This is a genomic window from Rossellomorea yichunensis (assembly GCF_032337515.1).
Lineage (GTDB): Bacteria > Bacillota > Bacilli > Bacillales > Bacillaceae_B > Rossellomorea > Rossellomorea yichunensis.
This window is the reverse complement of sequence record NZ_JAVYAD010000002.1, coordinates 36,969-60,726: the sequence shown is the minus strand read 5'-3', so window position 1 is coordinate 60,726 and position 23,758 is coordinate 36,969. Positions and strand designations below refer to the sequence as shown.

The 23,758-nt window shown below is 40.7% G+C and carries 26 protein-coding genes and 2 pseudogenes; 8 read left to right on the top strand and 20 right to left on the bottom strand.

The genetic code is table 11. From position 1 onward, the window contains the following. Positions 1-109: 109 nt before the first annotated feature. The 4 genes from RSX31_RS04700 to RSX31_RS04685 form a co-directional block, all read right to left on the bottom strand. Positions 110-1,009, bottom strand: a complete 900-nt coding sequence (locus RSX31_RS04700) for an ABC transporter substrate-binding protein (protein ID WP_148968962.1) — start codon at positions 1,007-1,009, stop codon at positions 110-112. 23 nt (positions 1,010-1,032) lie between these two features. Continuing rightward, positions 1,033-1,689: an ABC transporter permease gene (locus RSX31_RS04695; protein ID WP_148968963.1), complete on the bottom strand. Its 657-nt coding sequence runs from the start codon at positions 1,687-1,689 to the stop codon at positions 1,033-1,035. Next, on the bottom strand, positions 1,686-2,663 hold the full coding sequence (locus RSX31_RS04690; protein WP_148993910.1) for an ABC transporter ATP-binding protein: 978 nt from the start codon (positions 2,661-2,663) through the stop codon (positions 1,686-1,688). Before RSX31_RS04690 ends, RSX31_RS04695 begins: the two co-directional genes overlap by 4 nt. A gap of 175 nt (positions 2,664-2,838) precedes the next feature. Beyond that, complete coding sequence (locus tag RSX31_RS04685; RefSeq protein WP_315633591.1) at positions 2,839-4,137, bottom strand: purine/pyrimidine permease; 1,299 nt, start codon at positions 4,135-4,137, stop codon at positions 2,839-2,841. Between the two features lie 200 nt (positions 4,138-4,337). Between RSX31_RS04685 and plsY the strand changes: the two genes are divergently transcribed. Beyond that, on the top strand, positions 4,338-4,919 hold the full coding sequence (plsY, locus tag RSX31_RS04680) for a glycerol-3-phosphate 1-O-acyltransferase PlsY (protein ID WP_315633589.1): 582 nt from the start codon (positions 4,338-4,340) through the stop codon (positions 4,917-4,919). 280 nt (positions 4,920-5,199) lie between these two features. Beyond that, on the top strand, positions 5,200-6,366 hold the full coding sequence (locus tag RSX31_RS04675) for a CapA family protein (protein WP_315633588.1): 1,167 nt from the start codon (positions 5,200-5,202) through the stop codon (positions 6,364-6,366). A gap of 106 nt (positions 6,367-6,472) precedes the next feature. On the opposite strand, the gene RSX31_RS04670 is transcribed toward RSX31_RS04675, so the two are convergent. After that, on the bottom strand, positions 6,473-6,733 hold the full coding sequence (locus RSX31_RS04670) for a hypothetical protein (RefSeq protein WP_315633587.1): 261 nt from the start codon (positions 6,731-6,733) through the stop codon (positions 6,473-6,475). A gap of 129 nt (positions 6,734-6,862) precedes the next feature. Between RSX31_RS04670 and RSX31_RS04665 the strand changes: the two genes are divergently transcribed. After that, positions 6,863-7,153: a HesB/YadR/YfhF family protein gene (locus RSX31_RS04665; RefSeq protein WP_148968968.1), complete on the top strand. Its 291-nt coding sequence runs from the start codon at positions 6,863-6,865 to the stop codon at positions 7,151-7,153. Positions 7,154-7,188: 35 nt separating this feature from the next. Here the strand turns inward: RSX31_RS04665 and RSX31_RS04660 are convergent, their stop codons facing one another. From RSX31_RS04660 to acnA, 7 genes are all read right to left on the bottom strand, one after another. After that, on the bottom strand, positions 7,189-7,497 hold the full coding sequence (locus tag RSX31_RS04660) for a hypothetical protein (protein WP_148993906.1): 309 nt from the start codon (positions 7,495-7,497) through the stop codon (positions 7,189-7,191). Between the two features lie 66 nt (positions 7,498-7,563). Next, positions 7,564-7,980 carry an acyl-CoA thioesterase gene (locus RSX31_RS04655; protein ID WP_148993905.1) on the bottom strand — a complete coding sequence of 139 codons (417 nt, stop codon included), beginning with the start codon at positions 7,978-7,980 and terminating at the stop codon, positions 7,564-7,566. Positions 7,981-8,149: 169 nt separating this feature from the next. Continuing rightward, a complete protein-coding gene (tlp, locus tag RSX31_RS04650; RefSeq protein WP_315633585.1) occupies positions 8,150-8,377 on the bottom strand; it encodes a small acid-soluble spore protein Tlp in 228 nt (75 codons plus the stop codon). 80 nt (positions 8,378-8,457) lie between these two features. After that, a complete protein-coding gene (locus RSX31_RS04645) occupies positions 8,458-8,601 on the bottom strand; it encodes an acid-soluble spore protein N (protein ID WP_044336998.1) in 144 nt (47 codons plus the stop codon). 105 nt (positions 8,602-8,706) lie between these two features. Then, positions 8,707-8,853: an FbpB family small basic protein gene (locus tag RSX31_RS04640; protein ID WP_113967859.1), complete on the bottom strand. Its 147-nt coding sequence runs from the start codon at positions 8,851-8,853 to the stop codon at positions 8,707-8,709. 204 nt (positions 8,854-9,057) lie between these two features. Next, positions 9,058-9,645 carry a peroxiredoxin family protein gene (locus RSX31_RS04635; RefSeq protein WP_148993904.1) on the bottom strand — a complete coding sequence of 196 codons (588 nt, stop codon included), beginning with the start codon at positions 9,643-9,645 and terminating at the stop codon, positions 9,058-9,060. Positions 9,646-9,789: 144 nt separating this feature from the next. Further along, entirely contained in the window at positions 9,790-12,501 is a 2,712-nt protein-coding gene (gene acnA / locus RSX31_RS04630; protein WP_315633581.1) for an aconitate hydratase AcnA, read from the bottom strand. A 328-nt stretch (positions 12,502-12,829) separates the two neighbouring features. Between acnA and sspO the strand changes: the two genes are divergently transcribed. Further along, complete coding sequence (gene sspO, locus RSX31_RS04625) at positions 12,830-12,979, top strand: small acid-soluble spore protein O (RefSeq protein WP_113967856.1); 150 nt, start codon at positions 12,830-12,832, stop codon at positions 12,977-12,979. Positions 12,980-13,147: 168 nt separating this feature from the next. On the opposite strand, the gene RSX31_RS04620 is transcribed toward sspO, so the two are convergent. Continuing rightward, a complete protein-coding gene (locus RSX31_RS04620) occupies positions 13,148-13,408 on the bottom strand; it encodes a hypothetical protein (RefSeq protein ID WP_315633577.1) in 261 nt (86 codons plus the stop codon). A gap of 117 nt (positions 13,409-13,525) precedes the next feature. On the opposite strand from RSX31_RS04620, the gene RSX31_RS04615 reads away from it, so the two are divergent. Continuing rightward, positions 13,526-13,663, top strand: coding sequence for a small acid-soluble spore protein P (locus tag RSX31_RS04615; protein WP_148968976.1), 138 nt, complete (start codon positions 13,526-13,528; stop codon positions 13,661-13,663). Between the two features lie 58 nt (positions 13,664-13,721). On the opposite strand, the gene selA is transcribed toward RSX31_RS04615, so the two are convergent. Then, positions 13,722-15,125 carry an L-seryl-tRNA(Sec) selenium transferase gene (gene selA / locus RSX31_RS04610; protein ID WP_315633574.1) on the bottom strand — a complete coding sequence of 468 codons (1,404 nt, stop codon included), beginning with the start codon at positions 15,123-15,125 and terminating at the stop codon, positions 13,722-13,724. Between the two features lie 100 nt (positions 15,126-15,225). Here selA and RSX31_RS04605 point away from each other — a divergent pair, with 100 nt between their 5' ends. Then, positions 15,226-15,618, top strand: a complete 393-nt coding sequence (locus tag RSX31_RS04605) for an Hsp20/alpha crystallin family protein (RefSeq protein WP_148968978.1) — start codon at positions 15,226-15,228, stop codon at positions 15,616-15,618. 56 nt (positions 15,619-15,674) lie between these two features. On the opposite strand, the pseudogene RSX31_RS23325 reads toward RSX31_RS04605, so the two are convergent. Beyond that, positions 15,675-15,860: pseudogene (locus tag RSX31_RS23325) on the bottom strand (Rdx family protein); the annotation flags it as partial. Between the two features lie 260 nt (positions 15,861-16,120). Between RSX31_RS23325 and selD the strand changes: the two are divergent. After that, on the top strand, positions 16,121-17,173 hold the full coding sequence (selD, locus tag RSX31_RS04600) for a selenide, water dikinase SelD (RefSeq protein ID WP_315633572.1): 1,053 nt from the start codon (positions 16,121-16,123) through the stop codon (positions 17,171-17,173). Between the two features lie 64 nt (positions 17,174-17,237). Here selD and RSX31_RS04595 read toward each other — a convergent pair whose 3' ends face one another. The 4 genes and pseudogenes from RSX31_RS04595 to RSX31_RS04580 all read right to left on the bottom strand — a co-directional run bounded on the left by RSX31_RS04595 (position 17,238) and on the right by RSX31_RS04580 (position 22,342). Continuing rightward, positions 17,238-19,463, bottom strand: a complete 2,226-nt coding sequence (locus RSX31_RS04595; RefSeq protein WP_315633571.1) for an AAA domain-containing protein — start codon at positions 19,461-19,463, stop codon at positions 17,238-17,240. A 173-nt stretch (positions 19,464-19,636) separates the two neighbouring features. Beyond that, positions 19,637-20,278 (bottom strand): lytic transglycosylase domain-containing protein, encoded by a 642-nt coding sequence (locus RSX31_RS04590; RefSeq protein ID WP_148968981.1) that lies wholly within the window; start codon positions 20,276-20,278, stop codon positions 19,637-19,639. Between the two features lie 178 nt (positions 20,279-20,456). Then, positions 20,457-20,537: pseudogene (locus RSX31_RS04585) on the bottom strand (YjcZ family sporulation protein); the annotation flags it as partial. A gap of 275 nt (positions 20,538-20,812) precedes the next feature. Next, positions 20,813-22,342 (bottom strand): glycine betaine uptake BCCT transporter, encoded by a 1,530-nt coding sequence (locus RSX31_RS04580; RefSeq protein WP_148993897.1) that lies wholly within the window; start codon positions 22,340-22,342, stop codon positions 20,813-20,815. 578 nt (positions 22,343-22,920) lie between these two features. On the opposite strand from RSX31_RS04580, the gene RSX31_RS04575 reads away from it, so the two are divergent. After that, a complete protein-coding gene (locus RSX31_RS04575) occupies positions 22,921-23,052 on the top strand; it encodes a hypothetical protein (protein ID WP_315633568.1) in 132 nt (43 codons plus the stop codon). 47 nt (positions 23,053-23,099) lie between these two features. Here the strand turns inward: RSX31_RS04575 and RSX31_RS04570 are convergent, their stop codons facing one another. Beyond that, a complete protein-coding gene (locus RSX31_RS04570) occupies positions 23,100-23,669 on the bottom strand; it encodes a 3D domain-containing protein (RefSeq protein WP_148968983.1) in 570 nt (189 codons plus the stop codon). Between the last annotated feature and the right edge of the window lie 89 nt (positions 23,670-23,758).

Genomic DNA, 23,758 nt, shown 5'->3' with positions numbered 1-23,758 from the left:
TTTCCCTTTAATTTTTCAAAATTTTATAAATTCATCTAAACAGAATGAAGTGTCAGAGGGACAAAGGACGTGTTGCTACTCCTAATCCTTTCTGACACTTCTTGATCGGTTACTCTTCAATTAATCCCTTGGATAGGAGAAATTCACGCGCTACGTCTTTGGGATCTTGTTTATCCATATCCACCTTTGCATTCATCTCACTCATCTCTTCCTCAGAAATTTGTCCTGCTAATTCATTCAGGACTTCTTCTACTTCAGGATGCTCTTCCAGAACTTCCTGACGGATGATAGGAGCAGCATCATAGGGTGGGAAGAATCCTTTGTCATCCGTAGTCGTTTTGAGATTGTAACGTTGTATTCTTCCATCGGTTGTAAAGGCCGGAATAATATCTACATCTCCGTTCTTCACTGCTTCATACATAATGTTCGGGTCAAAGCTTTCTTTCGCTTTGAATTCGTAACCATATGCCTCTGCAAATGCATCGTACCCATCACCTTCACGTTCGTAGAATTGATGCGGCGCACCAAAGCTTAAATCTTTCGAAAGGGGAACAAGGTCAGAGAACGTTTTGGCATCAAAGTCCTGATCTTGAGTATAAGCAAGGGTATACGTGTTCTCGAATCCCAGTGGTTTTAACCATGTCACATTGAATTTTTCTTCGTATCCTTTACGGACTTGAGATAGAATTTCTTCAGCTGAAGCCCCTTCCTTCGCCTGCTCTTTTAACACCGCTTCGAGTCCGGTTCCTGTGTACTCGATATATACGTCGATGTCACCTTTTTCAAGAGCGGGCGTCAAAATCGATACTTCCCCCAGTCCTTCTTCCACTTTAACATCCAGGTCTGTTTTCTCTTTGAGAAGTTCAGCCATCATTTGCGTTAAAATAAACTGTTCAGTCCACATCTTGCCTGAAACCGTAATGGTGTCTTTCCCCCCACCGTTTCCGCAACCTGAGATCACGAAGGATAGGGCAATTAATAATATAAATGGTTTTAATATCTTTTTCATTCTTACTCTCCTTTGAATATGCTTTATTTCCGTGCTTTTAATCCTTTAGGTGTTGTCATCCTTTCAAGAAGCTTTAATAAAAAGTCGAAAGAAAGTGCAAGTAAGGCAGCAGGAATAGCCCCTGCAAGTACTAAAGAATTATTCCAGGTGGATAGTCCCCGGTAAATGAGATCACCTAGTCCCCCCGCGCCTACAAAGGTTGCAAGCGTCGCGACTCCCACCGTTAAGACAGTTGCGGTTCTGATACCCGCCATAATGAACGGCAGGGCGAGAGGAAGCTCCACTTTAAACAGAAGCTGTGAGTTTGTCATCCCCATCCCTCTGCCGGCTTCTATGACTCCCTCATCAACACCGATGATCCCTGTGTACGTGTTCCTGAGAATCGGTAAGAGTGCATATACGGTCAGGGCAATAATCGCTGTGATACTGCCTGTACCTAATAGGGGAATGAGGAAACCAAATAGTGCTAAGCTGGGGATGGTTTGGAAAATGGCTGTTATTCCGATATAGAATTCAGCTGTTTGCTTTTTTCGTGATATGTATATACCCAGCGGCAAAGAGATGGCAATTGCTATGAAAATGGATACGAATGATAAATACAGGTGCTCAAATAATCCGTTTAAGATGGCATCCGAGCGATTTGAAATGGTGTTGATAAACAATAGCGAGAATGTATTCATACCGAACGTGCCTCCTTTTTCCCTTCCGAGGCTACTGCACGAAGAATCCCTCTGGCCGTGACGCTTCCTGTCTTTTTGCCGTCTTTAATGACCATGAGATAGGGTTTTCCAGTCTCAAGTAGTATTCTTGCAGCTTCCTGGACCGTAGCGTCATAAGGTATCAAAGTATATTCCGATTCTTCATAGTGCACGTAATTTGTATTGTCTTCCATCATGTCGATTACTTGCATCTGAGTTTGTCGAGCGTTCAGGCGGTCCTCACCGATAAATGCCCGAACGAATTCATTTGCAGGTTGGGACAAAAGCTCTGATGGGGTAGCGATCTGTTCAATTTCTCCATCACGCATCACTGCAATCTCATCCGCGATCTTTAACGCTTCATCAATATCATGTGTTACAAACACGATCGTTTTATGTATTGTATTTTGAATGCTTTTCAATTCATCCTGAAGCTGCTCCCGGCTGATCGGGTCAAGGGCACTGAAAGGTTCATCCATCAGAATGATAGGCGGTTCAGCTGCCAGGGCACGAATGACGCCAACCCGTTGCTGTTGTCCACCACTGAGCTCAAGCGGGTATCGTTTACGATACACTTTAGGTTCAAGTCCGACTAGATTTAGAAGCTCATCAACCCGGCCTTCATATTGTTCCTTCTTCCATCCTTTTAAACGGGGAATCAGGCTGATGTTCTCTTCGATTGTCATGTGTGGAAGCAATCCTATGCGCTGTATGACATAGCCGATATTACGCCTGAGCTCCACTTCATCGGTTTGGGAAGTATCTTTACCATTAATGAGAATCGTTCCGCTGGATGGAGAAATGAGCTTATTGATCATTTTCATCGTGGTCGTTTTCCCACATCCGCTTGGCCCGATCAAGGCAACAAGTTTTCCTTTTGGAATCGTCAGGTTGATACCCTTTATGGCTTCTGTACCATCTTCGTAGACTTTCGTTACATTCTTAAATTCAATCATTTTTCCACCTGCTTTATGAACTGAGAAAATTTTCTAAACATAGAAGGGTTACCCTCATTATACAAAAGGTAAACATGTTGTCCAAGAAATTGCCTTTGTTGCTTTAGTTTATGAATAATGTGGATTCCTCATACAAGATACTTCTTGCTGTACAGGGCAAGAAAAAGCCAGCAAACTATTGTTTGCTGGCTTCAGTGTGATGTTTGTTCTTAAACAGAATATATTGTTCTACGATGATTCCTGTGATGGTTCCGAGTATCAATCCATTGTTCAATATGGAGGCGACCACTACAGGCATGTCTTTAAAAGCGGATGGGGGCACAAACATGGCTCCTACCCCTATAATGAGAGAGATGCCTGCGACAAAATGAATTCTTTCGACGTTCTCTTCTTTTCTGTACTCTCCGAGGGCAAGGCCGACCATTTTGATGAAGATGACCGTTGTAACGGCATAGCCAACCGGAGCTGGAAGACTTGCGAATAGGTTCATTACTTTTGGGATCAGACTGATGATCATAATGATCGCACTCCCAAGGATAAAGGGAATAATCGAGTACATCCCTGTAGCGGCAACAAACCCGGCAGACCCGGAAATGGGTACAGATCCAATGGCTGAGAATATTCCACCGAACAGCTGATTCAGTCCCGAAGCAAAGCCGCTCTTCGTAAACCTTTCATATGTGGGCTGCCCCTTTGCCTTCATAACTTCTTCCATCACTCGAATGGAAGCAATCATATTGGTCGTTAACAAGAATGTAATGAAAATGGATGTCACAATGACACCGGTATCGAATACAGGTGCTCCAAAGGCGAACATATCCGGTAATGTAAACCAGCTGTCAGAAACAGTCACGCTTTCACTCAGTCCCATGAGAATGAAGACTAGCCAGCCCGAGATGAGGGCAAGAATAATGGAGTACTGTTGGATCCACTTTCGTTTATGACCGGAAAAGTATAATGCCAAAAGGATGGTTATGATACTTCCTAATAAGACAAATGGCTGAAGGGATTGTCCTTCATGCTGTATCCCGAACATCCCTTTGATAAAAGATCCGCTTAATTGGAGAATCAAAAGCATTAAGTAAATAAATGTAATCGCTGGTGTAAATAAAGATGATAATTTCTTTAGTAGTCCTGTTGCAGACAGAATAAAGAAAATCACACCGCTAACAATCATCCCCCCTTGTAAAACGGTCAGCACTTCTTCGTGACTGTTGTAAAGGGTTCCTGAAAAACCTGCATAGATGGCGAAAACTCCCCACCACAGTCCAGCCGGTCCTTCATTAATGGGAAGTTTATGACCAACCAATGCTTGGATAAGACTGGCGGCTCCTAATACAAAGATGGTCCGCTGAATGAACCCTGCCGTATCTGCTGGAGACAATTGAAACAAGTCAGCTATGGCAATGGGAGCGGCAATTGAGCCTGCGACCATAAAGGCCACCCATTGAAACGCCGATAAAAGTAATTGCATTTGTGTACACCTTCATTTCAACTATGTAAAGTGTGTTTATTTTAACATACTTCTCTCTTTGTGAATCAGTTTTTAAGTGTAATAAAAGATATTATCTACTTTTATGAACAGGTACTAATTTTTTCGCTTATTTTCTCCCCATCCTATGGAAAACATGTTAAAATAAGAACGGATTAGTTATTTTAAAAGGAGCTGTGATGATGATTTTTGCCCTTATACTTGTATTAGCGTATTTATTAGGCTCCATCCCTTCAGGGTTACTGATTGGGAAGACATTCTACGGAAAAGACATCCGTGAGCACGGGAGTGGAAACCTTGGCGGAACCAACACGTTCAGAACCTTGGGTGTGAAGGCCGGGATGATTGTCACTATCATGGATATTTTAAAAGGAACGGTAGCCACTCTCTTACCTTTGCTATTTGAAAGTGATATACATATGTTATTGGCTGGGGTATTTGCTGTGATTGGTCATATGTATCCCGTGTTTGCAAACTTTAGAGGAGGAAAAGCGGTAGCAACCTCTGCGGGTGTTCTTCTGGGCTATAATTACATCTTATTTTTAATTTTACTGGCAGTCTTTTTTATTTGCTTGTATGCAACCAAGTATGTATCACTCTCTTCTATGATAGCAGCAGTGCTCGCCTTTACGTACTCGATCTTCACAGGAGATATACCACTCATTATTGTCGTAGGAATCCTGACCATTTTCGTTGTTTATAGACATCGTGCGAATATTGTCCGAATCAAAAACAAAACGGAACCTAAAATCAAGTGGCTCTAATAAAAAAGCGACCTAAGAGTCAGACTCTCCCTTATTCTATTGGAGAGTTTCTGGCTGTAGAGGTGGCTTTTTTTATGGTGTTAGAAAATCAAATAGGTATAGCCTTCCATCCCTTTGAGAAAGATGATGGATATAAAAAGACAAATATGATCAAGATTGAACGAAATAATTCAAATTTCACAAAAATACGAGAATATTCCTCAATATTTTCATAAATATGTCCCGCTTTCCCCTGTTATTTTGTAAAATAGAGGTAGTGTATATATAAAGGATGATGAATATGAATAAAAAGCGAATAATGATAGGAGTATTCCTTTGTGTTCCTTTACTCTTAGTGATTGGGTTTCTTGTAAATAAGCAATACGCAGACTGGAACACCTCTGCTGAAGGAGAACAGAATAAGAACCTCTCCTCTTTGCTTCATACGACAAAAGAAGTTCAAGCTTCAGGGAAATCGATAAAGTCAAATGCAACACTTGCCGCCATCGGAGATATTCTTCTCCATGATACAGTATATAATGATGCAAAAGATGAAAATGGGTATAACTTCAGCCCTATGTTTGCACCTATAAAGGACATGCTGGCTGCCCCTGATTTTCTAATTGCAAATCAGGAATCAACCCCGGCTGGTGTGGAACTTGGCGTTTCCAGTTACCCGCTCTTCAATAGTCCGAAAGAGATTGTGAAATCTTTACAAGACGTGGGGGTGGATGCTGTCACGACCGCCAATAATCATTCATTGGATCAAGGCGAAAAAGGTCTTCTGAGTGCAATCGACTATTATGAGAAGATATCCATGCCATATGTGGGTGCATTTAAAAGTAAGGAAGACAAGGAGCGAATTCGTACCTTCAATGTAAATGGAATCAATTTTGCCCTGCTTTCATACACATATGGAACAAATGGCATCCCTGTGCCAAAAGGGAAAGACTATTTAGTCAATCTAATCGATGAGCAAAACATGATTCAAGAAGTCAAGAAAGCTAAAAGTATGAAGGTTGATTTAGTCGTATTGAGTTTGCATTGGGGAAATGAGTACCAACGCTTCCCTACTGAGGAACAGGAAAGACTGGCAAATGTGTTAACGGAAAATGGTGTTGATATCATTTTTGGCCATCATCCACACGTTCTGCAGCCAATCCAAACATACAAAACGAGCGATGGCAGGGATGCTGTAGTAATCTATTCATTAGGGAATTTTCTTTCAGGACAGAAAGATGATTTCAAAGATATTGGAGGAATGGTTACGGTTCAAGTAGAAAAAACGATGAAGCCGGGAAGTTCCAAGATTGCGTACCCTTCCATTGAATTTCAGCCAACCTTTGTTTCAGAAAATCATTACAATAACTACCGAATCTACCCTCTGGAGTTTGCTAAGAAGAATGGGCTGATTGGTTATTCAGAAGAAGAAATGGTCTCGCATATGGTGAATGGCCTGCCTGAATAATTTGAGGCCGGCTGAAGGTGACATTTCTAAAGTCATCTAGACATGTGTTAACACCTTAATTTTCTAAGTTGAAAAAAACGAGCCTCCACTACGGGAAGCTCGTTTTTTAATGTCCACCGAATAGCAATGAATTAAAGAATATGCCTCCAAGAGCTAATACAGCCAATAAGGCGTTGGCCATCAAGAAAGTTTTACGGCTGCCCTTAAAAAATAGAGTGACCATCCCATAATAAATGAGAGCAGCAATGATAATAAAGGTGCCGGCTTCAATCTGATATTTCGCATCGTGTAATTGCAGGAAAGTCAATACACTTAATCCGCCAAATATAAATGCACCTATGTAGTTTAATAATGCTTGTGTATTCATCCATCTCATCCTTTATGCGTATTAGTAGATGTTCCTTCTTTTCTATGTATATAATATGAAATGAAACCTTCTTTGTAAAGAAACATGAAACACTCTGGAGGAATACCTGTAGAGAAAGGAGTCTCATCGATGAAGATACATATTTCAAAAGAAGCCCTAACGTGGTTTAAGAACGAAATGCTTGTAGAGGAAGGCGATCAAGTTCGTTTTTATGTACGCTATGGAGGTTCCAGTCCTCTGCATGATAGTTTTTCATTAGGAGTGAATAAAGACGAACCGGTTGATCTCGGTGAACGAATTGAAATCGAGAACAGGGAATTTTTTATTGAAGAGAGAGATTTATGGTTTTTTGATGGTCATGATTTATACGTCGAGTTTGACGATAAGCTTCAAGAACCTTCATATGAGTACAAGAAGTAACGTTTCATGGAAGAGGCTGGCATTCGCCAGCCTTATTATTTACTTTTAAGGAAGCGTGAGATATGGTCGTCGAGCCCCTCTTTATGAAGAATGTCATATTGAATATCTCCCAGTAGATCGAAATGAGGAAAACCGTCTTCCCTCTCATGGATCCATTCTTTTTTCAACCCGTACTTATCTCCCCACTGAGTTAATGCATCGAGATCACAGCAGCCCACTTTCGTGACAGATCGTGCATGAGGAAATCGGTCATCTAGCCAATAGTGAGTGAGAAAGGCAATCTCTCCCCGCTTCACACGCTGCTTCCATGCGTGTAATTCGTGTTTGGTTAAGCCGAACGCCATGGAGATCTTCCTTTCCGTCTTGCCTCTTTAAAATATTTTTCAAGGGACCTCTCCATTATGTATACACTACTTCTTCGCCTTCTCGTATGCTTCATGCCAATGAGGGAACAGTTTACGGATGGAAATCGGACGGAAGTTTTCCTGTTTGACACAAACATGCTTCGATTGTCCCGTGATGGCAAGCTGGTTTTGACCATTATAGATTTCGTAAGCATATGTAATGCGGAGCCCATCATATTCTTCAACCCACGTTTTTATAAACGCTTTTTCACCGTATCGAACCGGTGATTTATAGCTGACATTGAGATCTATAACTGGAGATAGAATTCCTTCTTTTTCAATATCAGCGTACTTAAAGCCGAGATCTTCTATAAGCTGCGTTCTTCCTAATTCCATCCATACAAGATAATTCGCATGATACACAACACCCATTTGATCGGTTTCTGCGTATCGTACCTCTATGGTTTTTTCAGCAATATGCATCCTTTACACCCTCTTCATCTAATAAGTATCCTTATTCATTTTAACATAGATTGGAGATGGCATTGAATAAATAGGCTTAAAAGTGAGTGAAGCCTGCTAACGTTTTATTGATGAAAGAACCCGAACAGACAGGTTCTCTTAAGAGCCTTCTCCGTTCGGGTTCCAGGTGTTATTGCTCTGTTTGATGAGACTCGTCTTTGATTTCATTACGGAAAGCTTCCAGGCTTTCTCTGCGATGCTCATTCTTCGCTTTAATAGACTGAAGCTGCTCTTCACTGTCTGTGAAAGCCATAGACTCCTCAGCCTTCTCCATATTCTCAATCGTATGCTGAACCATGCCTTGAAGCTTCTCTACATTATCACTACGATCATCCGGATTCGGTTTATCCCATGCCATCCTTCATTCCTCCTGCTATTTGAATTGAGGGACGGACCTTAAGGCCGGTCCCTTTACATTTATCGTCCCATAGGTAAGTGTTATTCACCCTTAGTTTGGATGACTTGCGCATGCTTACCTGACTTATCTTGCATTTGTTTTCCTTTGTTTCCGCCTGCTGCTCTTGATTGAGTACCAATATGGTTTGGTGCAAAATGATTCGGACTTCCCTTTGAATTACTCATAAACTTCCCCTCCTTACTAGTATGATTACCAAAATGGGAAGGAAGAATAGGCGTAATAATTGGCAGTATTATTTCTGGGGCAAAAAAAATAAGCCTCGTAATTCCTTACTCGGCTTTGCCTATAGGGCGCTTTATTTCCAGTCTGGCATCGATTCGTTCTTCAATGGCGTCAATGGCATCCTGATCTAGAAGAAGCTGCTTTTTGTTTTCTTTCACAAGATCCGCGAATGATTTTTTTCTCGGTCTGCGCAATCCAATCCCCTCACTCTCAATTGTGGTTTGTTATAAGTAGTATATCCAAATGTCAGATATTTTAAACAAAGGTCACAATAGTAGAGATGGTTTTTCTGAACGGATTGTGGGAATTGGATAATTGAATTTCGAAAAATCTGAAGTTTAAAGGTCCGTCCCCAGTCAACGGTATTTCATAATTAAAGCAGTTTGAAGGTCCGTCCCTCACTTGATTAGCGCAGTGAAGGATTCAAGGCTGGTGATGGCGCCGATTTGTTTGTGGGTGATGATTCCTTGTTCGTTGATGATAAAGGTGGTTGGAACTGTTAGGATGTCATATGCGTTGTTGATTTTGTCGTCTTTGTCTAATAGGATCGGGAATGTCAGTCCCATTGCTTTTTGGTATTCTTTTACGTTGTATTGGGGATCGATGTTGATTGCCAGGATTTCAACGTCCTTCCCGTATTTCGTATAGAACTCCTGCATGATCGGCATTTCTTCTTTACACGGTGGACACCAAGTAGCCCAGAAATTGAGAACCACTTTCTTTCCCTTCAATTCAGATAAAGTGATTGATTGCCCTGAAAGGGTATCCAATTTAAAGTCGATGGCCTTGTCCCCGACATTCGGGCCAGGATAGTTCTCTGCAGGGGTAGTTTCCGACACCTCTCCTTCTTCTATATCGATTAATTGATCATACTCAGTAGCTTGACCGAACGTGCTTTCTGAAAAGGAAGTGGGCTCTGACTTATTTTCCATATAGAACGTGAAGACTAATAAAGTTACAAGCAACATGCCAAAGATAGATTTCAAAGGAGTGCTCCTCTCATAGGAATGATAGTACTATCATCTTATGATAGCTTGTCTCTATTTAGTCATGGAATTTCAAGTGACATTTAGCCTTAATTGTTGAACACAAAAAAAGCCCCGGGAAGACCCGGGGCTTGAAAGCATACTTTATGCCTGTAATTTATTACGTAGAACCATTTGTAGAATTCCACCATGACGGTAGTAGTCTACTTCTACATCTGAATCAAATCGAGCCAGTACTTCGAACTCTGTTTTTGTTCCATCTTCAGCTACAGCTGTAACCGTTAAGATATCACGAGGTTTAACATCGTTTGTCACATTGACAGAAATCGTTTCTCTACCTGTTAAACCTAGAGATTCAGCGCTGTCACCCTTTTTGAATTGAAGTGGAAGCACTCCCATCATGACAAGGTTCGAACGGTGAATACGCTCATAGCTTTCAGCGATAACCGTTTTGATACCAAGAAGGTTTGTACCTTTTGCTGCCCAGTCACGGGAAGATCCCATACCGTAATCTTTTCCTGCAAGAACAACTAGTCCAGTACCATCTTGTTGATATTTCATACAAGCATCGTACATTGCCATAACTTCATTGTCAGGCCAGTAGGTTGTGAAACCACCTTCTGTTCCTGGAGCAATTTGGTTACGAATACGAATGTTTGCAAACGTACCGCGCATCATCACTTCATGGTTACCACGACGAGAACCGTATGAATTGAAATCACGTGGTTCAACATTGTTAGCACGCAGGTATTTACCAGCTGGCGTATCCTTACCGATCGCGCCTGCAGGAGAAATGTGGTCAGTTGTTACTGAGTCACCAAATTTACCAACAACACGCAGTCCATTTAATCCTTGGATATCTTCTGGAGTAGTTGCTAATCCAGTGAAGAAAGATGGATTTTGGATATATGTCGATTGATCATCGAAGCTATAAAGTGGCTCATTACTTGTTTTGATTTCGTTCCAACGCTCGTTTTCAGAGAAAACATGCTCGTATTCTCTACGGAATAACTCAGGAGTAACAGTAGATTTCACAGCATCCTTGACTTCATCTTGAGAAGGCCAGATGTCTCTGAAGAATACATCATTTCCGTCTTTGTCTTTACCCAGAGAATCTTTTTGAAGATCAATGTCCACTGTACCAGCTAATGCATAAGCAACAACCAGTGGTGGTGAAGCAAGGTAGTTTGCTTTCACTAATGGATGAATACGACCTTCGAAATTACGATTTCCTGAAAGTACTGAAGTTAAGAGTAAATCAGCGTCTGATACAGCCTTCTCAATTTCCGGACGTAATGGACCAGAGTTACCGATACAAGTCGTACAACCATACCCTACAAGGTTAAAGCCGATATCTTCAAGGTAAGATAGTAAACCTGAATCTCTAAGGTAACCAGTTACAACTTTTGACCCTGGAGCCAGAGAAGTTTTTACGTAATCAGGAACGTTCATTCCGAGCTCTACTGCTTTTTTCGCTACTAAGCCAGCACCCAGCATAACATAAGGGTTAGATGTATTTGTACAAGATGTAATGGCAGCGATACCAATCGCTCCAGTAGGCATAACAACATCTTTACCATCTTCCGTTGTGTACTTTGCCGTTTTATTAATTTCAGACGCATCTAATCCGAAGCCTTGAACGCCTTCTTTAGCTGTAATTGACTTATTGAAAGATTCTTTCATATCAGATAGCGGAATTAAATCCTGTGGACGTTTAGGTCCGGAAAGGTTAGGTTCCACTACAGAAAGGTCAATTTCTACTACATCTGTATATGTTGGTTCTTCCTTTTCAGGAGTGAAGAACATATCATTTTTCTTTAAATATTCCTCAACCATTTTGATGTGGTCTTCGTCACGGCCTGTTAAACGAAGGTAGTCTAAAGACTCTGAATCAACTGGGAAGAAACCACATGTCGCACCGTATTCAGGAGCCATATTGGCAATTGTTGCACGGTCGGCAAGTGGTAATGTTGCTACTCCTGTTCCGAAGTATTCAACAAATTTCCCTACTACACCTTTTTGACGCAATACTTGTGTAACTTTAAGAGCTAAGTCAGTAGCTGTTGCTCCATTAGGAAGTTCACCTGTCAGTTTTACCCCGATAACTTCCGGGATTGGGAAGTATGAAGGTTGACCAAGCATTCCTGCTTCTGCTTCGATTCCACCTACACCCCAACCTAACACGCCGATACCGTTGATCATAGTGGTATGAGAGTCAGTACCTACCAATGTATCCGGATATGTTTCAAAATCGCCATCTGTTGTTTCAACAGCGTGAACGACATTCGCTAGATACTCTAGGTTAACCTGGTGTACGATACCCGTTGCCGGCGGTACAGCACGATAGTTTTCAAATGCTTTTTGAGCCCAGCTAAGGAACTGATAACGCTCAGCGTTTCGTTCGAATTCAAGATCCATATTTGCTTGTAAAGCACCGACTGTACCATATTTATCTACTTGTACGGAGTGGTCAATTACAAGATCAACTGGAATTTCAGGATTGATCTTTTGTGGATCTCCACCAATATCAGCCATTGCTTTACGTAAAGACGCTAAGTCAACTACTGCTGGTACTCCAGTAAAATCTTGAAGGATGACACGGGAAGGTTTGAATGGAACTTCCGCATCTTTCACTTCAGCTGAGCCCCAGTTTGCTAAATTTTCAACGTGGTCTTTGTTGATCACGCGTCCGTCAAACTGACGAAGTACAGACTCGAGCAATACCTTTACACTGTAAGGTAAACGATTAATTTTTGTTACTCCTGCTTCTTCAAGTGCTTTTAAACGATAGTAATGATAACGTTTTCCTTCTAGTTCGAAAGAAGATCGTGCATTAAATACATCGTTCTTTGCCATTTCGAATTCCCCCTCTAAACTACATCAAACAATAAGTCGAAAAGTTTTCGTAATAAAAAACTAACGAACTTTTCTCACATTTACATCTTAATACAAGCGATTACATAAGTAAATAACAATAAAGTTATTGTTTTTGATAAGTTTTTCTTATCTAAAATAATAAACTCCTTTAGGTTTCTAGAGAAATATTGGTAAATCAACATTTTTCCCCGTGTCAAAAGGTGTCAGTTTCATAAAAATATTATCGTGAAAAAATAAATCTGCTAGCCTTTCCCTCTTATAAAGGATTGATGATGGTGGCATTCTATCCATATGGAGGTGTCCTACAATGGCTAAACGTAAAGCAAATCATGTAATCAACGGGATGAATGCAGCGAAGGCACAAGGAAAAGGTGCCGGGTACAATGAAGAATATTCAAATGAACCATTAACTGAAGCTCAACGTCAGTTTAATAAAAAACGCAAAACCAATCAGTAGTTCAAATGATCGGTGGTTAAATGAACGAGGTTTATAAACATACTCAGTTTGGTTTAATCACCGTCATTTATGTAAATATCTTCATCTCTCTTCCCCTACCCCGTTTGTCCAAAAACAAAACCCGCTTTGCGAATGTTTAGCAGAGCGGGTTTTGTTTCTTCTGATTTTTTACGATTGTTCATTTACTTCATTGACGATCGAAGACAAGTCTGATTTGAATTGTTGGAGCTGTGTTCTTTGTGTTTCAGATGCCACTTCAAGTGCATTTTCAATTTGTTGATACGCTTCGTTTACCTCATTCTTTAAGTGAGCCAGTTGTGAACCGTAACTCGCTCCATCTAAAACAAGTTCATTGATTGTATTCTGTATTTCAGTAACGCTTTGCTCTGCAGCTTGGTACGCTTGTTGTTTGTCTTTATGGTAAGGCATGGATAATCTCTCCTTATTCTGAAATTAGCTTTTTTAGTATGGTCAGATAGGCTGAAAAATATACCCATGAATAAACTGTTTTAGAGCAAAGCATTCTAATAACAGGAGGGATGCTTTATGAACAAAAATGATAGCAAAGATATGCGTAAAAATGCTCCGAAGCAGTCTGGGCAGCAGGAACCTTTAAGTGGATCACATAAAGTGAAGAATCGTAACCATACTCGCCAAAAGCAACATAGCCATCACGATATGTAACCAATAAATAAGGGAGTGCAGGGGTTGTGATAACACAATCCGCACTCCCTTTTATCATCTATTGCAGATTCTTTAATGCATGGAGAATGTCCATTTGTTCAAGGAAGGAGACGGTCCGCAGATCAAAGAGAACGGCTTCTTCTTGAATTCTTGTTAAGATTGAAGGGTTCTCTTTTCTAAGGTTCTCATGAATTTCCTGGGCAGACAATTTGTCATGAGTAACTGAAACGAGATAAGTATCTAATTCAACGTCAGGCATCGTCCCTCCACCAATCTGGCTTTTTCCTTCAATTATTTTAAATAAGAAATTCGATTTCAGGGAATTGCCTTCTTCTACGAAATGTGTAGATTGCTGAAAAACCTCTTCTTTTTTGCGGGTAATGGATGCAATGGTCGGATTTTTATCCTGTTCCTCCCCTTTTATGTAATGCATGAGTGTCATCTCTAAAGCTGCCAGTGTCATTTTGTCTACACGCAGTACCCGGGCCAGCTGATGCTTTTTAAGCTGATCAATCCATTGTTTTTTTCCTGCAATGATACCAGCCTGGGGCCCTCCTAATAATTTATCTCCACTAAAAGAAACGAGGTCGCTCCCTTTTTCAATGACAGTCTTTACCACAGGTTCATTTCCGATCCCCATTTTTTCAAAGTCGTAAAGAGCACCACTCCCTAAATCTTCATAATATAGGATATGGGGATGTCGGTGGGATAACTGAACAAGTTCATCAGTGGAAACGGATGATGTAAATCCTTTTATCACAAAATTACTTTGATGGACTTTCATGATCATGGTTGTTTCTTCACATAGTGCTTCTTCATAATCCCTTAAGTGGGTTTTGTTGGTCGTTCCAACCTCAGAGAGCAGAGCACCACTTTCTTCCATGATGGAAGAAATTCGAAATGATCCTCCGATTTCCACGAGCTCCCCTCTGGAGACAATCACCTTTTTATGTTTCGCAAGGGCAGTGAGAATAAGGTAAACAGCTGCTGCATTATTGTTCACAACCATGGCCGCTTCCGCTCCAGTTAACTCACAGATGAACTTTTCAGCATGGGTATGCCTCGAACCTCTATTTCCCCCCTCAATATCGTATTCTAAATTACTGTAGTGACCTGCAATCATTTGGACATGTTCAATGGCATCTTGTCCCAATCTGGCCCGTCCTAAATTCGTATGCAATATGGTTCCGGTTGCATTAATAACCTTGTGAAGAGAAAGAGAATGCGATTCTTGCATCAAGGTATCCGCTTGTACAAACACTTCTTTGACAAATTCGTCTGTTGATGGATGAGGTCCTTGCCATTGTTCATTTAGCAGGGAATTCCGACAGCATGTAATCACCTCTTTTAATAGGTCCGTCCCTCTTTCTTTAGTGAGGTCATGCTTATTAAGGAGAGTATGGAATTGATTGGATTGTTGTAGTTGGTAGATGGGCGGAATGTGTCTGACGAGTTGTTTCACAATGAACCCTCCTTTATTCTTTATACTGATTATAACACCCTCACCATTTAAATTAGAAAGAATACAATGTGTAAAAGAATAAGTTGGGGGTCAGGTGTAAATGAGCAAGGAAAGGGAGGATTTCTATTTAGAGAACTGGGAGGAGAATATGAAGGATTGGCTATTGGATCCTGCTACGGTTCAATTGGATGAACAAGAATTTAGAGTCGACTTTCTGGATACAACGGAAGCGTTCATCGTAGAAATCGAAACAGAAAATATTCATCCAGAGGAATTAATCATTAAGAAAAATAACACTCAATTAATCGTATCGATACTGATGAAGGACGAAATCAAGGTGAGGAATCGAACCATTCGCTTTCCCTTTTGTTTAAAGCAACGGGCAATCACCTACTCAATCGAGCATCATACCATCGAAATCAATGTCCCAAAAAAAGAATGTCCCACCCCCACTTCCTTCGTCATCCGAGTTCAGGGGTTATCTAATGAGTAACTCTCTATAAATAGATGAAAAGGTCTGAAGTGAAAAATTCAGACCTTTAACTATGTTTATAGGGATTCAATTGAAGAAATGATGAGGTTTATGTCAGGAAACACTCCTGTATCTAATTTAGAATAAACCTTTTCTCCTCCTACTGAAATTTCAAAAGCGCCACCTGAAGATGGTATTAACTTTAGTTCTTTAATGTCTGAACGAAAATGGGTAAACAGTTGTTCCGCGAAACTCGCGGCTTTAGGTGCATAGTTTCACATCATGCAAAATTCAATTGTAATCGAGACCTTTTTCATCTTATGTTCCTCCTTTATTTAAATATTTTCCTGTGTGCATAATACCATAGCTTCTATTTTTCTCCAAATACTTACCTTTTTTCTTTTTGCAGTTTGCAAATTCTCCTTCTCCCCTCCTGATTTTTACCCATCCGTCACTTCTCCTTTGCCCGATTGTATTTTTATCCTGTACAATTAGAATATTCATACATAAAGGGGTGAAGTGAATGAGCAGGGAAGAAATTATCCGTTTAACAGAACTTTCTTCAAAAGCTGGCTGAGGCTGCAAACTTAGTCCTAGTGACTTGACGCAAGTGTTGCGTCAACTACCCCCTCAACCATTTAATGAAGCATTGTTAGTAGGGAGCGAATCATCTGACGATGGTGGTATTTATCAACTGACAGATGATCTGGCTATGGTACAAACCGTAGATTATTTTACCCCGATCGTGGATGATCCTTACCAATTTGGTCAAATAGCAGCGGCAAACGCACTAAGTGACGTCTATGCTATGGGTGGAACGCCGAAAACGGTTTTAAACATTGTAGGTTTTCCAATTAAAAAGCTCGGAAGTGAAATACTTACTGAAATTCTGTCCGGTGCACAAAATAAAGTAATCGAAGCTGGTGCTGTGACGGTCGGCGGCCATTCCATTGACGATCAAGAACCGAAATTCGGTTTGAGTGTTACTGGAATCGTTCACCCGAAAAAATATTGGACAAACAACGGTGCCAAAGAAGGAGACGTTATAGTTCTTACAAAACCACTGGGTGTAGGAATTTTAACGACAGGTATTAAGCGTAAGATGGTGTCGGCAGACCAAGAAAAAGATGTGATCGAAGTCATGAGCATGTTAAATAAATCTGCAGCAGAAGTTTTACAAGACTTTCATCCGCATGCAGTGACAGATGTAACAGGCTTTGGCTTAATGGGTCACGCCTTTGAAATGGCTAAAGGCAGTGATGTGTCCATAGAGTTCTCATACTCTTCCATTCCCCTATTAGAAGGGACGAAGGAATTAGCAGCCAAAGGAGTCATTCCTGGTGGGTCGAAAGCGAACCATCAGTGGCTTGAAGACAAAGTGCACTATGATCCGAGTATCACCATGGAAGATCAGTGGATTGTATGTGACGCGATTACTTCAGGAGGATTATTAGTAAGTTTGCCTGAGGGTGAAGCGGAAAAGTATATAGAGGTGTTAGGACTTCACTCGATATCAGCTAGAATAATTGGTCGGGTGCTGACGAAGCAAAAATGGAGTATACTGGTTGAAAAATAATTAAGCGGCGACTCCTTTTGAGAGAAGTAGATTTCAAGCTACTAACTTTCAAAAGGACCACCGCTTATTTCTCTTCAGTCAGTTTGAGGAATTGGCCTGTGATTCTCTTCGATAAAATCCTCACATGATAAGGAAACCGGTTCCTTTCTTTGGCAAAAGAATTGAACCAGATGACTTTTTCATCTAATGCGATGAATGGAATATCTGTTGTTGCTTTTTTAATTTTGAAGCTGATTCCAGGTTGGGAAGCGCCGCTGTCCTTACATTGGATAATGACGTTTTTCTCAGTGGATACTTTGCGTAATATGATCAATATCTCTTGAGGGATATCTGTCACATGTCCAACGTTCACTACGATTTTTTGTTTAGCTGCCTTAAAATCTTTCACCAGTCTGTTTCGATCACTTACATCAGTCCACTTCATTTTCTTAGTCGAGGAAGGACTGAGTGAGGAACTTGTTCCCTTATGCCCTTCCTCTTGAAGATGTCGTATAAACTGATGGATGGGTTGGGAAGAATGGGTCTTCTCCTGAATAAATTGATCGTTGCCAATAAGAACGAACTTCCCTCTCGCTCGCGTAATCGCTACATTCAGTAACCTATCGCTTCCTTTCCGAGTAAGGAGTGCCCCCGGTTTCCCATGGGAAGCTCCATCAACGAGATCAAAAAGGATCATGTCATTTTCCGAACCTTGAAAGCCATGAACCGTAGCGGCGTATAAATTCAAATGAGGATGTGAGTTCCTTACCAATTCGTCCAATAACAGGTTATACCATTTTGCCTGGACACGGTAGGGGGTCACGATCCCGATAGATTGCATCCCATCCTCGATCGCTTCCAGAGTAAGATGGATCGTCACTAAACTGGATAGGACGTTCCAACGTGAGCCTTTTTGAGTCTCTGCCCACTCGGTACCTTCATTGAGTGAAAATAATACCGCTCCATGTGAAGGAAAAGGCATTTTATTTGTAATCCCCGCTCTCATCAATTCTACCGAATGGTGATTACCTACCTTCGAATGGTAGATATAGTGATTGGTAAATGCAGAAATGCTTGGATGCATTCGCCGCTGTTCTGGAAGCAATAATAACTGAGGGTGGTCCTTGCCCTTATCAACGGCATGTGCCACCTGAGCCGAATGGAAGATGTCTTCCTTCAGCCACTTGGTTACCATCGGATGAAAGGACGTAGAAATAGGCGGGAGCTGTTTGAAATCCCCGCAAATAATGACCTTTTTACCAAGGGATGCAGCAAATGCTATCTGAGGTATATAGGCCATACTCGCCTCATCCACGATAACAAGGTCAAACTCTTCTTCATAAAGAATGCCATCAATCGCAGCTTTAGATAGAGTCGTACCGATGACCCTTGCGTCTATGACAAGTTCACCTTCTCTTCGTTTAAACTTTTCTTTGATTTTTTGGTAATGAACCTCTAGTTGAGACAACCTCTCTGAATCATAACTTGAGTACGTTTTAGCAAGTTTATTTTTTAACCTCCTCCGGTAGGTTTCGACCTTTCCTTTCTCCTCTGCAAGGCTGGGGTCAAGCTGTTCTAATAATTGGAGCACGCTTAAATCTGTAACTTCTTCACTATACGATTTCCGGTTGGTACCATAACGGATGACTTCGCCTGTCTTCCACCGGTCATGACTGCTGAGAAAGTGATGCATTTCTTCTATTAAGACATCAACTGCAGCATTACTATGGGAAAGAAGCAGCACTTTTTTTCCTTCAGAATAATGATAAGCAGCTACTCTGGCAAGTGTATAGGTTTTTCCTGTTCCAGGTGGTCCCCACAGATAGGTAACAGGATTATACTTACTGCGAACATATGCTTCGTGTAAAGGGTTTTTAAACGTAGTCTTCGGATGCCGTATTTCTTGTATTGGATTCATCACATGATGAATACGCACTGTTTTTTCGTGGCGCTCTTTTGCTTCGTCTAATCTTTCTATTAACTTCTCTAATATCTCCCATGGGGCATGCAATATTTGACCATAAGAAATGGTGTCACCAATGAATTGATCGAGCTCAATCATGCACTCCCGATCCTCTGAACTAATCACAACCCCTGTGATTCTTGATTGCTTTCTCTTAAAAACTACGCCCCCTCCTTCTGGTAAAGACGCAGGATAACTAAGGGTGAACCAATAAATATAGGCATTTTCTTCTTTGCGGATACATCTGCCCTCCTCTATCATAACTCCAGATGTTTCCTGTTTTTTTAGTTGTAGTATTTCCATATCCAGAGCGAATTGCCACTCTTCTATCATTTCTGTCGTTTTCATCTGAATCACCTTTGCCAAACGTAAAAATTCACGAACCTTATCATATCAATTTATTATGGGAGTGTATATAATTATTGGGTTATTGGGAATATGCCCCTCCTTTTTTCAAATCTGTTCAAAAAAATAAAAAAGAACCGATATTACATTCCGGCTCTTCTCCATATATTTTAAAATTACATAGCCTCGCCTGACTCTTCTTCTTCATCTTCTACAAATCGATCTGCATAGTACAAAACATCTTCTACATATTTGTCGCTATGATTGTAGGCAAATACTGCTTGTTCGATTTTTCCGTCAGCCGCTCCATTTCGTTCCAGATAGTTTGCAGCACTAAATACTGCATCCTCAATTTGAAATGGATCGGCTATTCCATCTCCATTTGCATCGACCCCATAACCACCATACTTTTCAATGACTTCAGGGTCTGTTTTTTGGCTTTGTGGAATATTCCCTTTTCCTAAGCCTGAGCAACTCGGGTGTGACCAACCGACAAATGTACATGGCATGAATTGCATGTGTCCTTCTGCTCCCACAGGAGACACAAGAGTTTTCATGGTGGAAAATTTTGTTTCGACCCGGTGATGGGCAGCCAGTAAATACCATGGTACCCCGTATTCCTCTTCAGCTGCTTTATAAATGGGAATATATTCGGACGGTACCTCTTCTTTACCCAATGAGGACAGGTTATAAGTGGTTTCTTCATTATTTACGGCATAATAAATAGCTATGACGATGATGGGTATAAGGACGATCTTAAATGGTGAGGATCGTTTTTTCTTACTGGGACGCTTTTTTTGTGCGAATTTTTTAGTCATCGGGGCTCGATCCTTTACAAGAGTATTGATTCCTCTTGTATTCTAATACGAGAACAACTCTGTGACAATCAATATGTATAAAAAAAGATGACCCCCAGTAGTCACTTCTCTCTTCACCGGATGTTGGTAAAGAAATCATTGACTCAGTTGAGGTCACCTAGCCATCATTCATTTATTATTAACAAACAAACGCTGCTCCAACGATAATTAATAGGATGAATAAAACTACGATTAACGCAAAGCCACCAGCGTAGCCACCACCACCGCAGCCATATCCATATCCAGGGTATCCATATCCATACATCATCAGTCACCTCCAGTTATCTTACTACGATATTAATGTATGTAGAGGACAAATTGTAGGTTAATTAAAATCATCATTCTCTTTTTAACTATGAAATGCACCAGGAACAGATTGCCTATGAACAGTGGGTTTTGCATATAAAGGTGGGGCGGAAAATGAGTAAAATGTCTAGATGGGAAGTGCTTGATATGAAAAAAGACGCCTGGAAAAATTCCAGGCGCTAAACGAATTTACATGTGCTCTTTAGGTTCTTTTGTTTTTCTTGGCTTAGGTTTGATGTATAATCCAAGCTCTTTCTTCTCTTGATTCAGTGATTTATACAGAGACAGCATCATCAGCGCCATAATGACTGAGAATGGCAACGCTGCGACAATTAATGCATTTTGTAATGCCTGTAGTCCTCCACTATAGAGCAGGATTAATGCAACAGTAGACTGAGCAAGTCCCCAAGTTAACTTCACATAGTTTGGCGGAGTTAATGATCCATAAGTTGTTTGCATCCCCAGAACAAAAGTAGCTGAGTCAGCAGATGTAATGAAGAAGGTTCCGATCAATGTGATGGCAATGACCGAAAGAATCGTTGACCATTCAAATCCATTAAATACAGCAAATAATACCTCTTCTGTATTTAGTCCTGATATATCTGTTCCTGCTTGTTGAATTTCAATGGCAGATGTACCAAAAGTAGCGAACCAAATGAAACTGACTAAAGCAGGCAGCAGGAGCACACCGATTAAGAATTCACGAATGGTTCTGCCTCGTGATACACGTGCGATGAAGATTCCGACAAATGGAGACCAGGAAATCCACCATGCCCAATAGAAAATCGTCCAGCCATTGATCCAGCCGCGATGCTCTTCATTTAATGGGGCAATCCGGAAACTCATCGCAGCGATGTTTTGGATATAAGCACCGATTGTATCAGTGAACATATTAAGGATGAGCAATGTAGGTCCGATAAAGAACATTAACACGAACAGTGCAATTGCCAATACCATATTCGTATTAGATAGATATTTAATTCCCTTACTTAATCCTGACCATGCCGATATCATAAATAGGACGGTTACAACCGCAATGATAATGAACTGAACGGTGAAATTGTTTGGAACTCCCAGTAGATATGAAAGTCCTCCGTTAATTTGTGCTGCACCGAACCCAAGCGTTGTGGCAACACCGACAACAGTGGCGAATACAGCCAGTACATCGATGACCGTTCCCAGTGGACCGTTCACTTTATCTCCAAAGATCGGTCTCAACGTAGCTGAGATTAAACCAGGCTCATCTTTACGGAATTTATAATAAGCGAGTGCTAAAGCGACAATCGCATAGATCGCCCAAGCATGTATTCCCCAGTGGAAGAACGTATAACGCATTGATTCCTTGATCGCCTGATTCGTTCCACCTTCAGCAAGTGGAGGCGTCAAATAGTGTGACAGCGGCTCCGCTGCCCCCCAGAATACTAAACCGATTCCCATCCCTGCACTAAATAACATGGCGAACCATGTTCCTTTCGTGTATTCAGGTTTTTCGTCTGGCTTTCCTAATCTAATCGTTCCGATTGGACTAAAGATCAAGAATACGCAGAAAATAACAATCACTGTTACTAAAATAAGATAATACCACCCGAATGTTGAGGTAATAAAGCTTTGCATATCAGCTGTTACATTTTCGAATGACTTTGGCGCGATGACACCATAGGCAACAGAAGCTGCAACCAATGCAACGGTAATCCAGAAAACATTTGATATCCTCTTCATAAAATTCTCCTTTCCATTTTCAATGTTTTTTTGCTCTTTTCTGTATGAAGGTAACGACAGCCGGATTAAGGGTGTTTGTCTTAGTATGTACACCAGCGGCAATAATCTTCATCGTGAAAGAGTCTCAGTTAATGCAGATGGGAATATGTGCATTCTGAGGATAGTGGAGGAATGATTACTTATTACCTATTCCCTCACGACACTCTCATAAAACCAACATTTGTTACCCTATCAGAAAAAAGTTTAACTTTGCAAGTGATAACCATTATATTTTTTTATAGTGTTTGTCATTTAAACGTTTTCATTCCAATTCTTTTTTTGACTTGAAAGTGCATTCAGGAATTTTTCTGTATGGAAAACTGGAAATAACTTCCCTTTATTTATCCGTTAAGTCGAACATGGTTTGACAAATAAGGCTTAACATTTATGTTGGGAGAATAGGCGTTATGAAGGATATAATTAATGGTTTCCTCTAAATCATTTGAAGTTTTAATTGGGAATTCTGGATAAAGTTCTTGTAGTAATTTTCATGTATCGGTGAATGTTAATAAAAAGAATGTACGGGAGGAGGTCCAGTCATGAAAAACAAACAAAACAAATCGCAACATGAAACAGCTGAAAAATTAGCTCAACAACAAATGGGTGAGGAAGTTGAGATAAAGTCCGTAGCTCCTTCTGCTAGAAAAGGTTCTAAAGTTCAAGGGAAATAGTTTATTGATACAAAAAGGACGCCTAAGTCGGCGTCCTTTCTTATTCGTTACTCTTCAATAATTTTCACTTTGACATCCTGTACACCATATTTAAGGGCATCTTTTTCTTTTTCCATATAAATGTCGATACGTTTTCCTTTGATTGCCCCACCTGTATCTTCCGCACGGGCATAACCGTATCCTTCTACATATACCTTAGACCCCAGTGGGATGACACTTGGATCGACGGCAATGACTCTGGCATCAGGGTTCTCGATTAAGTCCACCCCCGTCTTTGTAATGCCTATACACCCCTCACAATATGCTGTATACGCCGTAGCGGTTACGTTAACCTCTTTTACAACGTTGTCCCCTGAAGTTTCCGTATCAGCGGATTTAACAGCTTGTCCTTCTTCTTGTACGTTATTCACAGTATAACCTTCTTCTAAAAGTTGTTGGCGAGTACCAACCTCATCTATCGAAACATGATATCGATTTGCAATCTCCCAAAGAATATCGCCTTGTTCTATATTATGATAATCATTCATTGCAGTATCGTCTGAATCTGCAGAGGCAGAAGTAAGTCCGATTGTTAGAAAAACTGTGAAGGAAAATATGGAAAATAATACTTTTTTCATCTTGTGAAATTCCTCCTTTTGTGTTTGGTCTATGAAACCAACAGTTGAAATAGTAACATAGACTTACCTCAGACATATAACAAAGTGTT

Excerpts from the sequence above, each read along its gene's own strand:
- RSX31_RS04700 (WP_148968962.1), bottom strand. The coding sequence starts at position 1,009 with ATGAAAAAGATATTAAAACCATTTATATTATTAATTGCCCTATCCTTC.
- RSX31_RS04695 (WP_148968963.1), bottom strand. The coding sequence starts at position 1,689 with ATGAATACATTCTCGCTATTGTTTATCAACACCATTTCAAATCGCTCG.
- RSX31_RS04690 (WP_148993910.1), bottom strand. The coding sequence starts at position 2,663 with ATGATTGAATTTAAGAATGTAACGAAAGTCTACGAAGATGGTACAGAA.
- RSX31_RS04685 (WP_315633591.1), bottom strand. The coding sequence starts at position 4,137 with ATGCAATTACTTTTATCGGCGTTTCAATGGGTGGCCTTTATGGTCGCA.
- plsY (WP_315633589.1), top strand. The coding sequence starts at position 4,338 with ATGATTTTTGCCCTTATACTTGTATTAGCGTATTTATTAGGCTCCATC.
- RSX31_RS04675 (WP_315633588.1), top strand. The coding sequence starts at position 5,200 with ATGAATAAAAAGCGAATAATGATAGGAGTATTCCTTTGTGTTCCTTTA.
- RSX31_RS04670 (WP_315633587.1), bottom strand. The coding sequence starts at position 6,733 with ATGAATACACAAGCATTATTAAACTACATAGGTGCATTTATATTTGGC.
- RSX31_RS04665 (WP_148968968.1), top strand. The coding sequence starts at position 6,863 with ATGAAGATACATATTTCAAAAGAAGCCCTAACGTGGTTTAAGAACGAA.
- RSX31_RS04660 (WP_148993906.1), bottom strand. The coding sequence starts at position 7,497 with ATGGCGTTCGGCTTAACCAAACACGAATTACACGCATGGAAGCAGCGT.
- RSX31_RS04655 (WP_148993905.1), bottom strand. The coding sequence starts at position 7,980 with ATGCATATTGCTGAAAAAACCATAGAGGTACGATACGCAGAAACCGAT.
- tlp (WP_315633585.1), bottom strand. The coding sequence starts at position 8,377 with ATGGCATGGGATAAACCGAATCCGGATGATCGTAGTGATAATGTAGAG.
- RSX31_RS04645 (WP_044336998.1), bottom strand. The coding sequence starts at position 8,601 with ATGAGTAATTCAAAGGGAAGTCCGAATCATTTTGCACCAAACCATATT.
- acnA (WP_315633581.1), bottom strand. The coding sequence starts at position 12,501 with ATGGCAAAGAACGATGTATTTAATGCACGATCTTCTTTCGAACTAGAA.
- sspO (WP_113967856.1), top strand. The coding sequence starts at position 12,830 with ATGGCTAAACGTAAAGCAAATCATGTAATCAACGGGATGAATGCAGCG.
- RSX31_RS04620 (WP_315633577.1), bottom strand. The coding sequence starts at position 13,408 with ATGCCTTACCATAAAGACAAACAACAAGCGTACCAAGCTGCAGAGCAA.
- RSX31_RS04615 (WP_148968976.1), top strand. The coding sequence starts at position 13,526 with ATGAACAAAAATGATAGCAAAGATATGCGTAAAAATGCTCCGAAGCAG.
- RSX31_RS04605 (WP_148968978.1), top strand. The coding sequence starts at position 15,226 with ATGAGCAAGGAAAGGGAGGATTTCTATTTAGAGAACTGGGAGGAGAAT.
- RSX31_RS04595 (WP_315633571.1), bottom strand. The coding sequence starts at position 19,463 with ATGAAAACGACAGAAATGATAGAAGAGTGGCAATTCGCTCTGGATATG.
- RSX31_RS04590 (WP_148968981.1), bottom strand. The coding sequence starts at position 20,278 with ATGACTAAAAAATTCGCACAAAAAAAGCGTCCCAGTAAGAAAAAACGA.
- RSX31_RS04580 (WP_148993897.1), bottom strand. The coding sequence starts at position 22,342 with ATGAAGAGGATATCAAATGTTTTCTGGATTACCGTTGCATTGGTTGCA.
- RSX31_RS04575 (WP_315633568.1), top strand. The coding sequence starts at position 22,921 with ATGAAAAACAAACAAAACAAATCGCAACATGAAACAGCTGAAAAATTA.
- RSX31_RS04570 (WP_148968983.1), bottom strand. The coding sequence starts at position 23,669 with ATGAAAAAAGTATTATTTTCCATATTTTCCTTCACAGTTTTTCTAACA.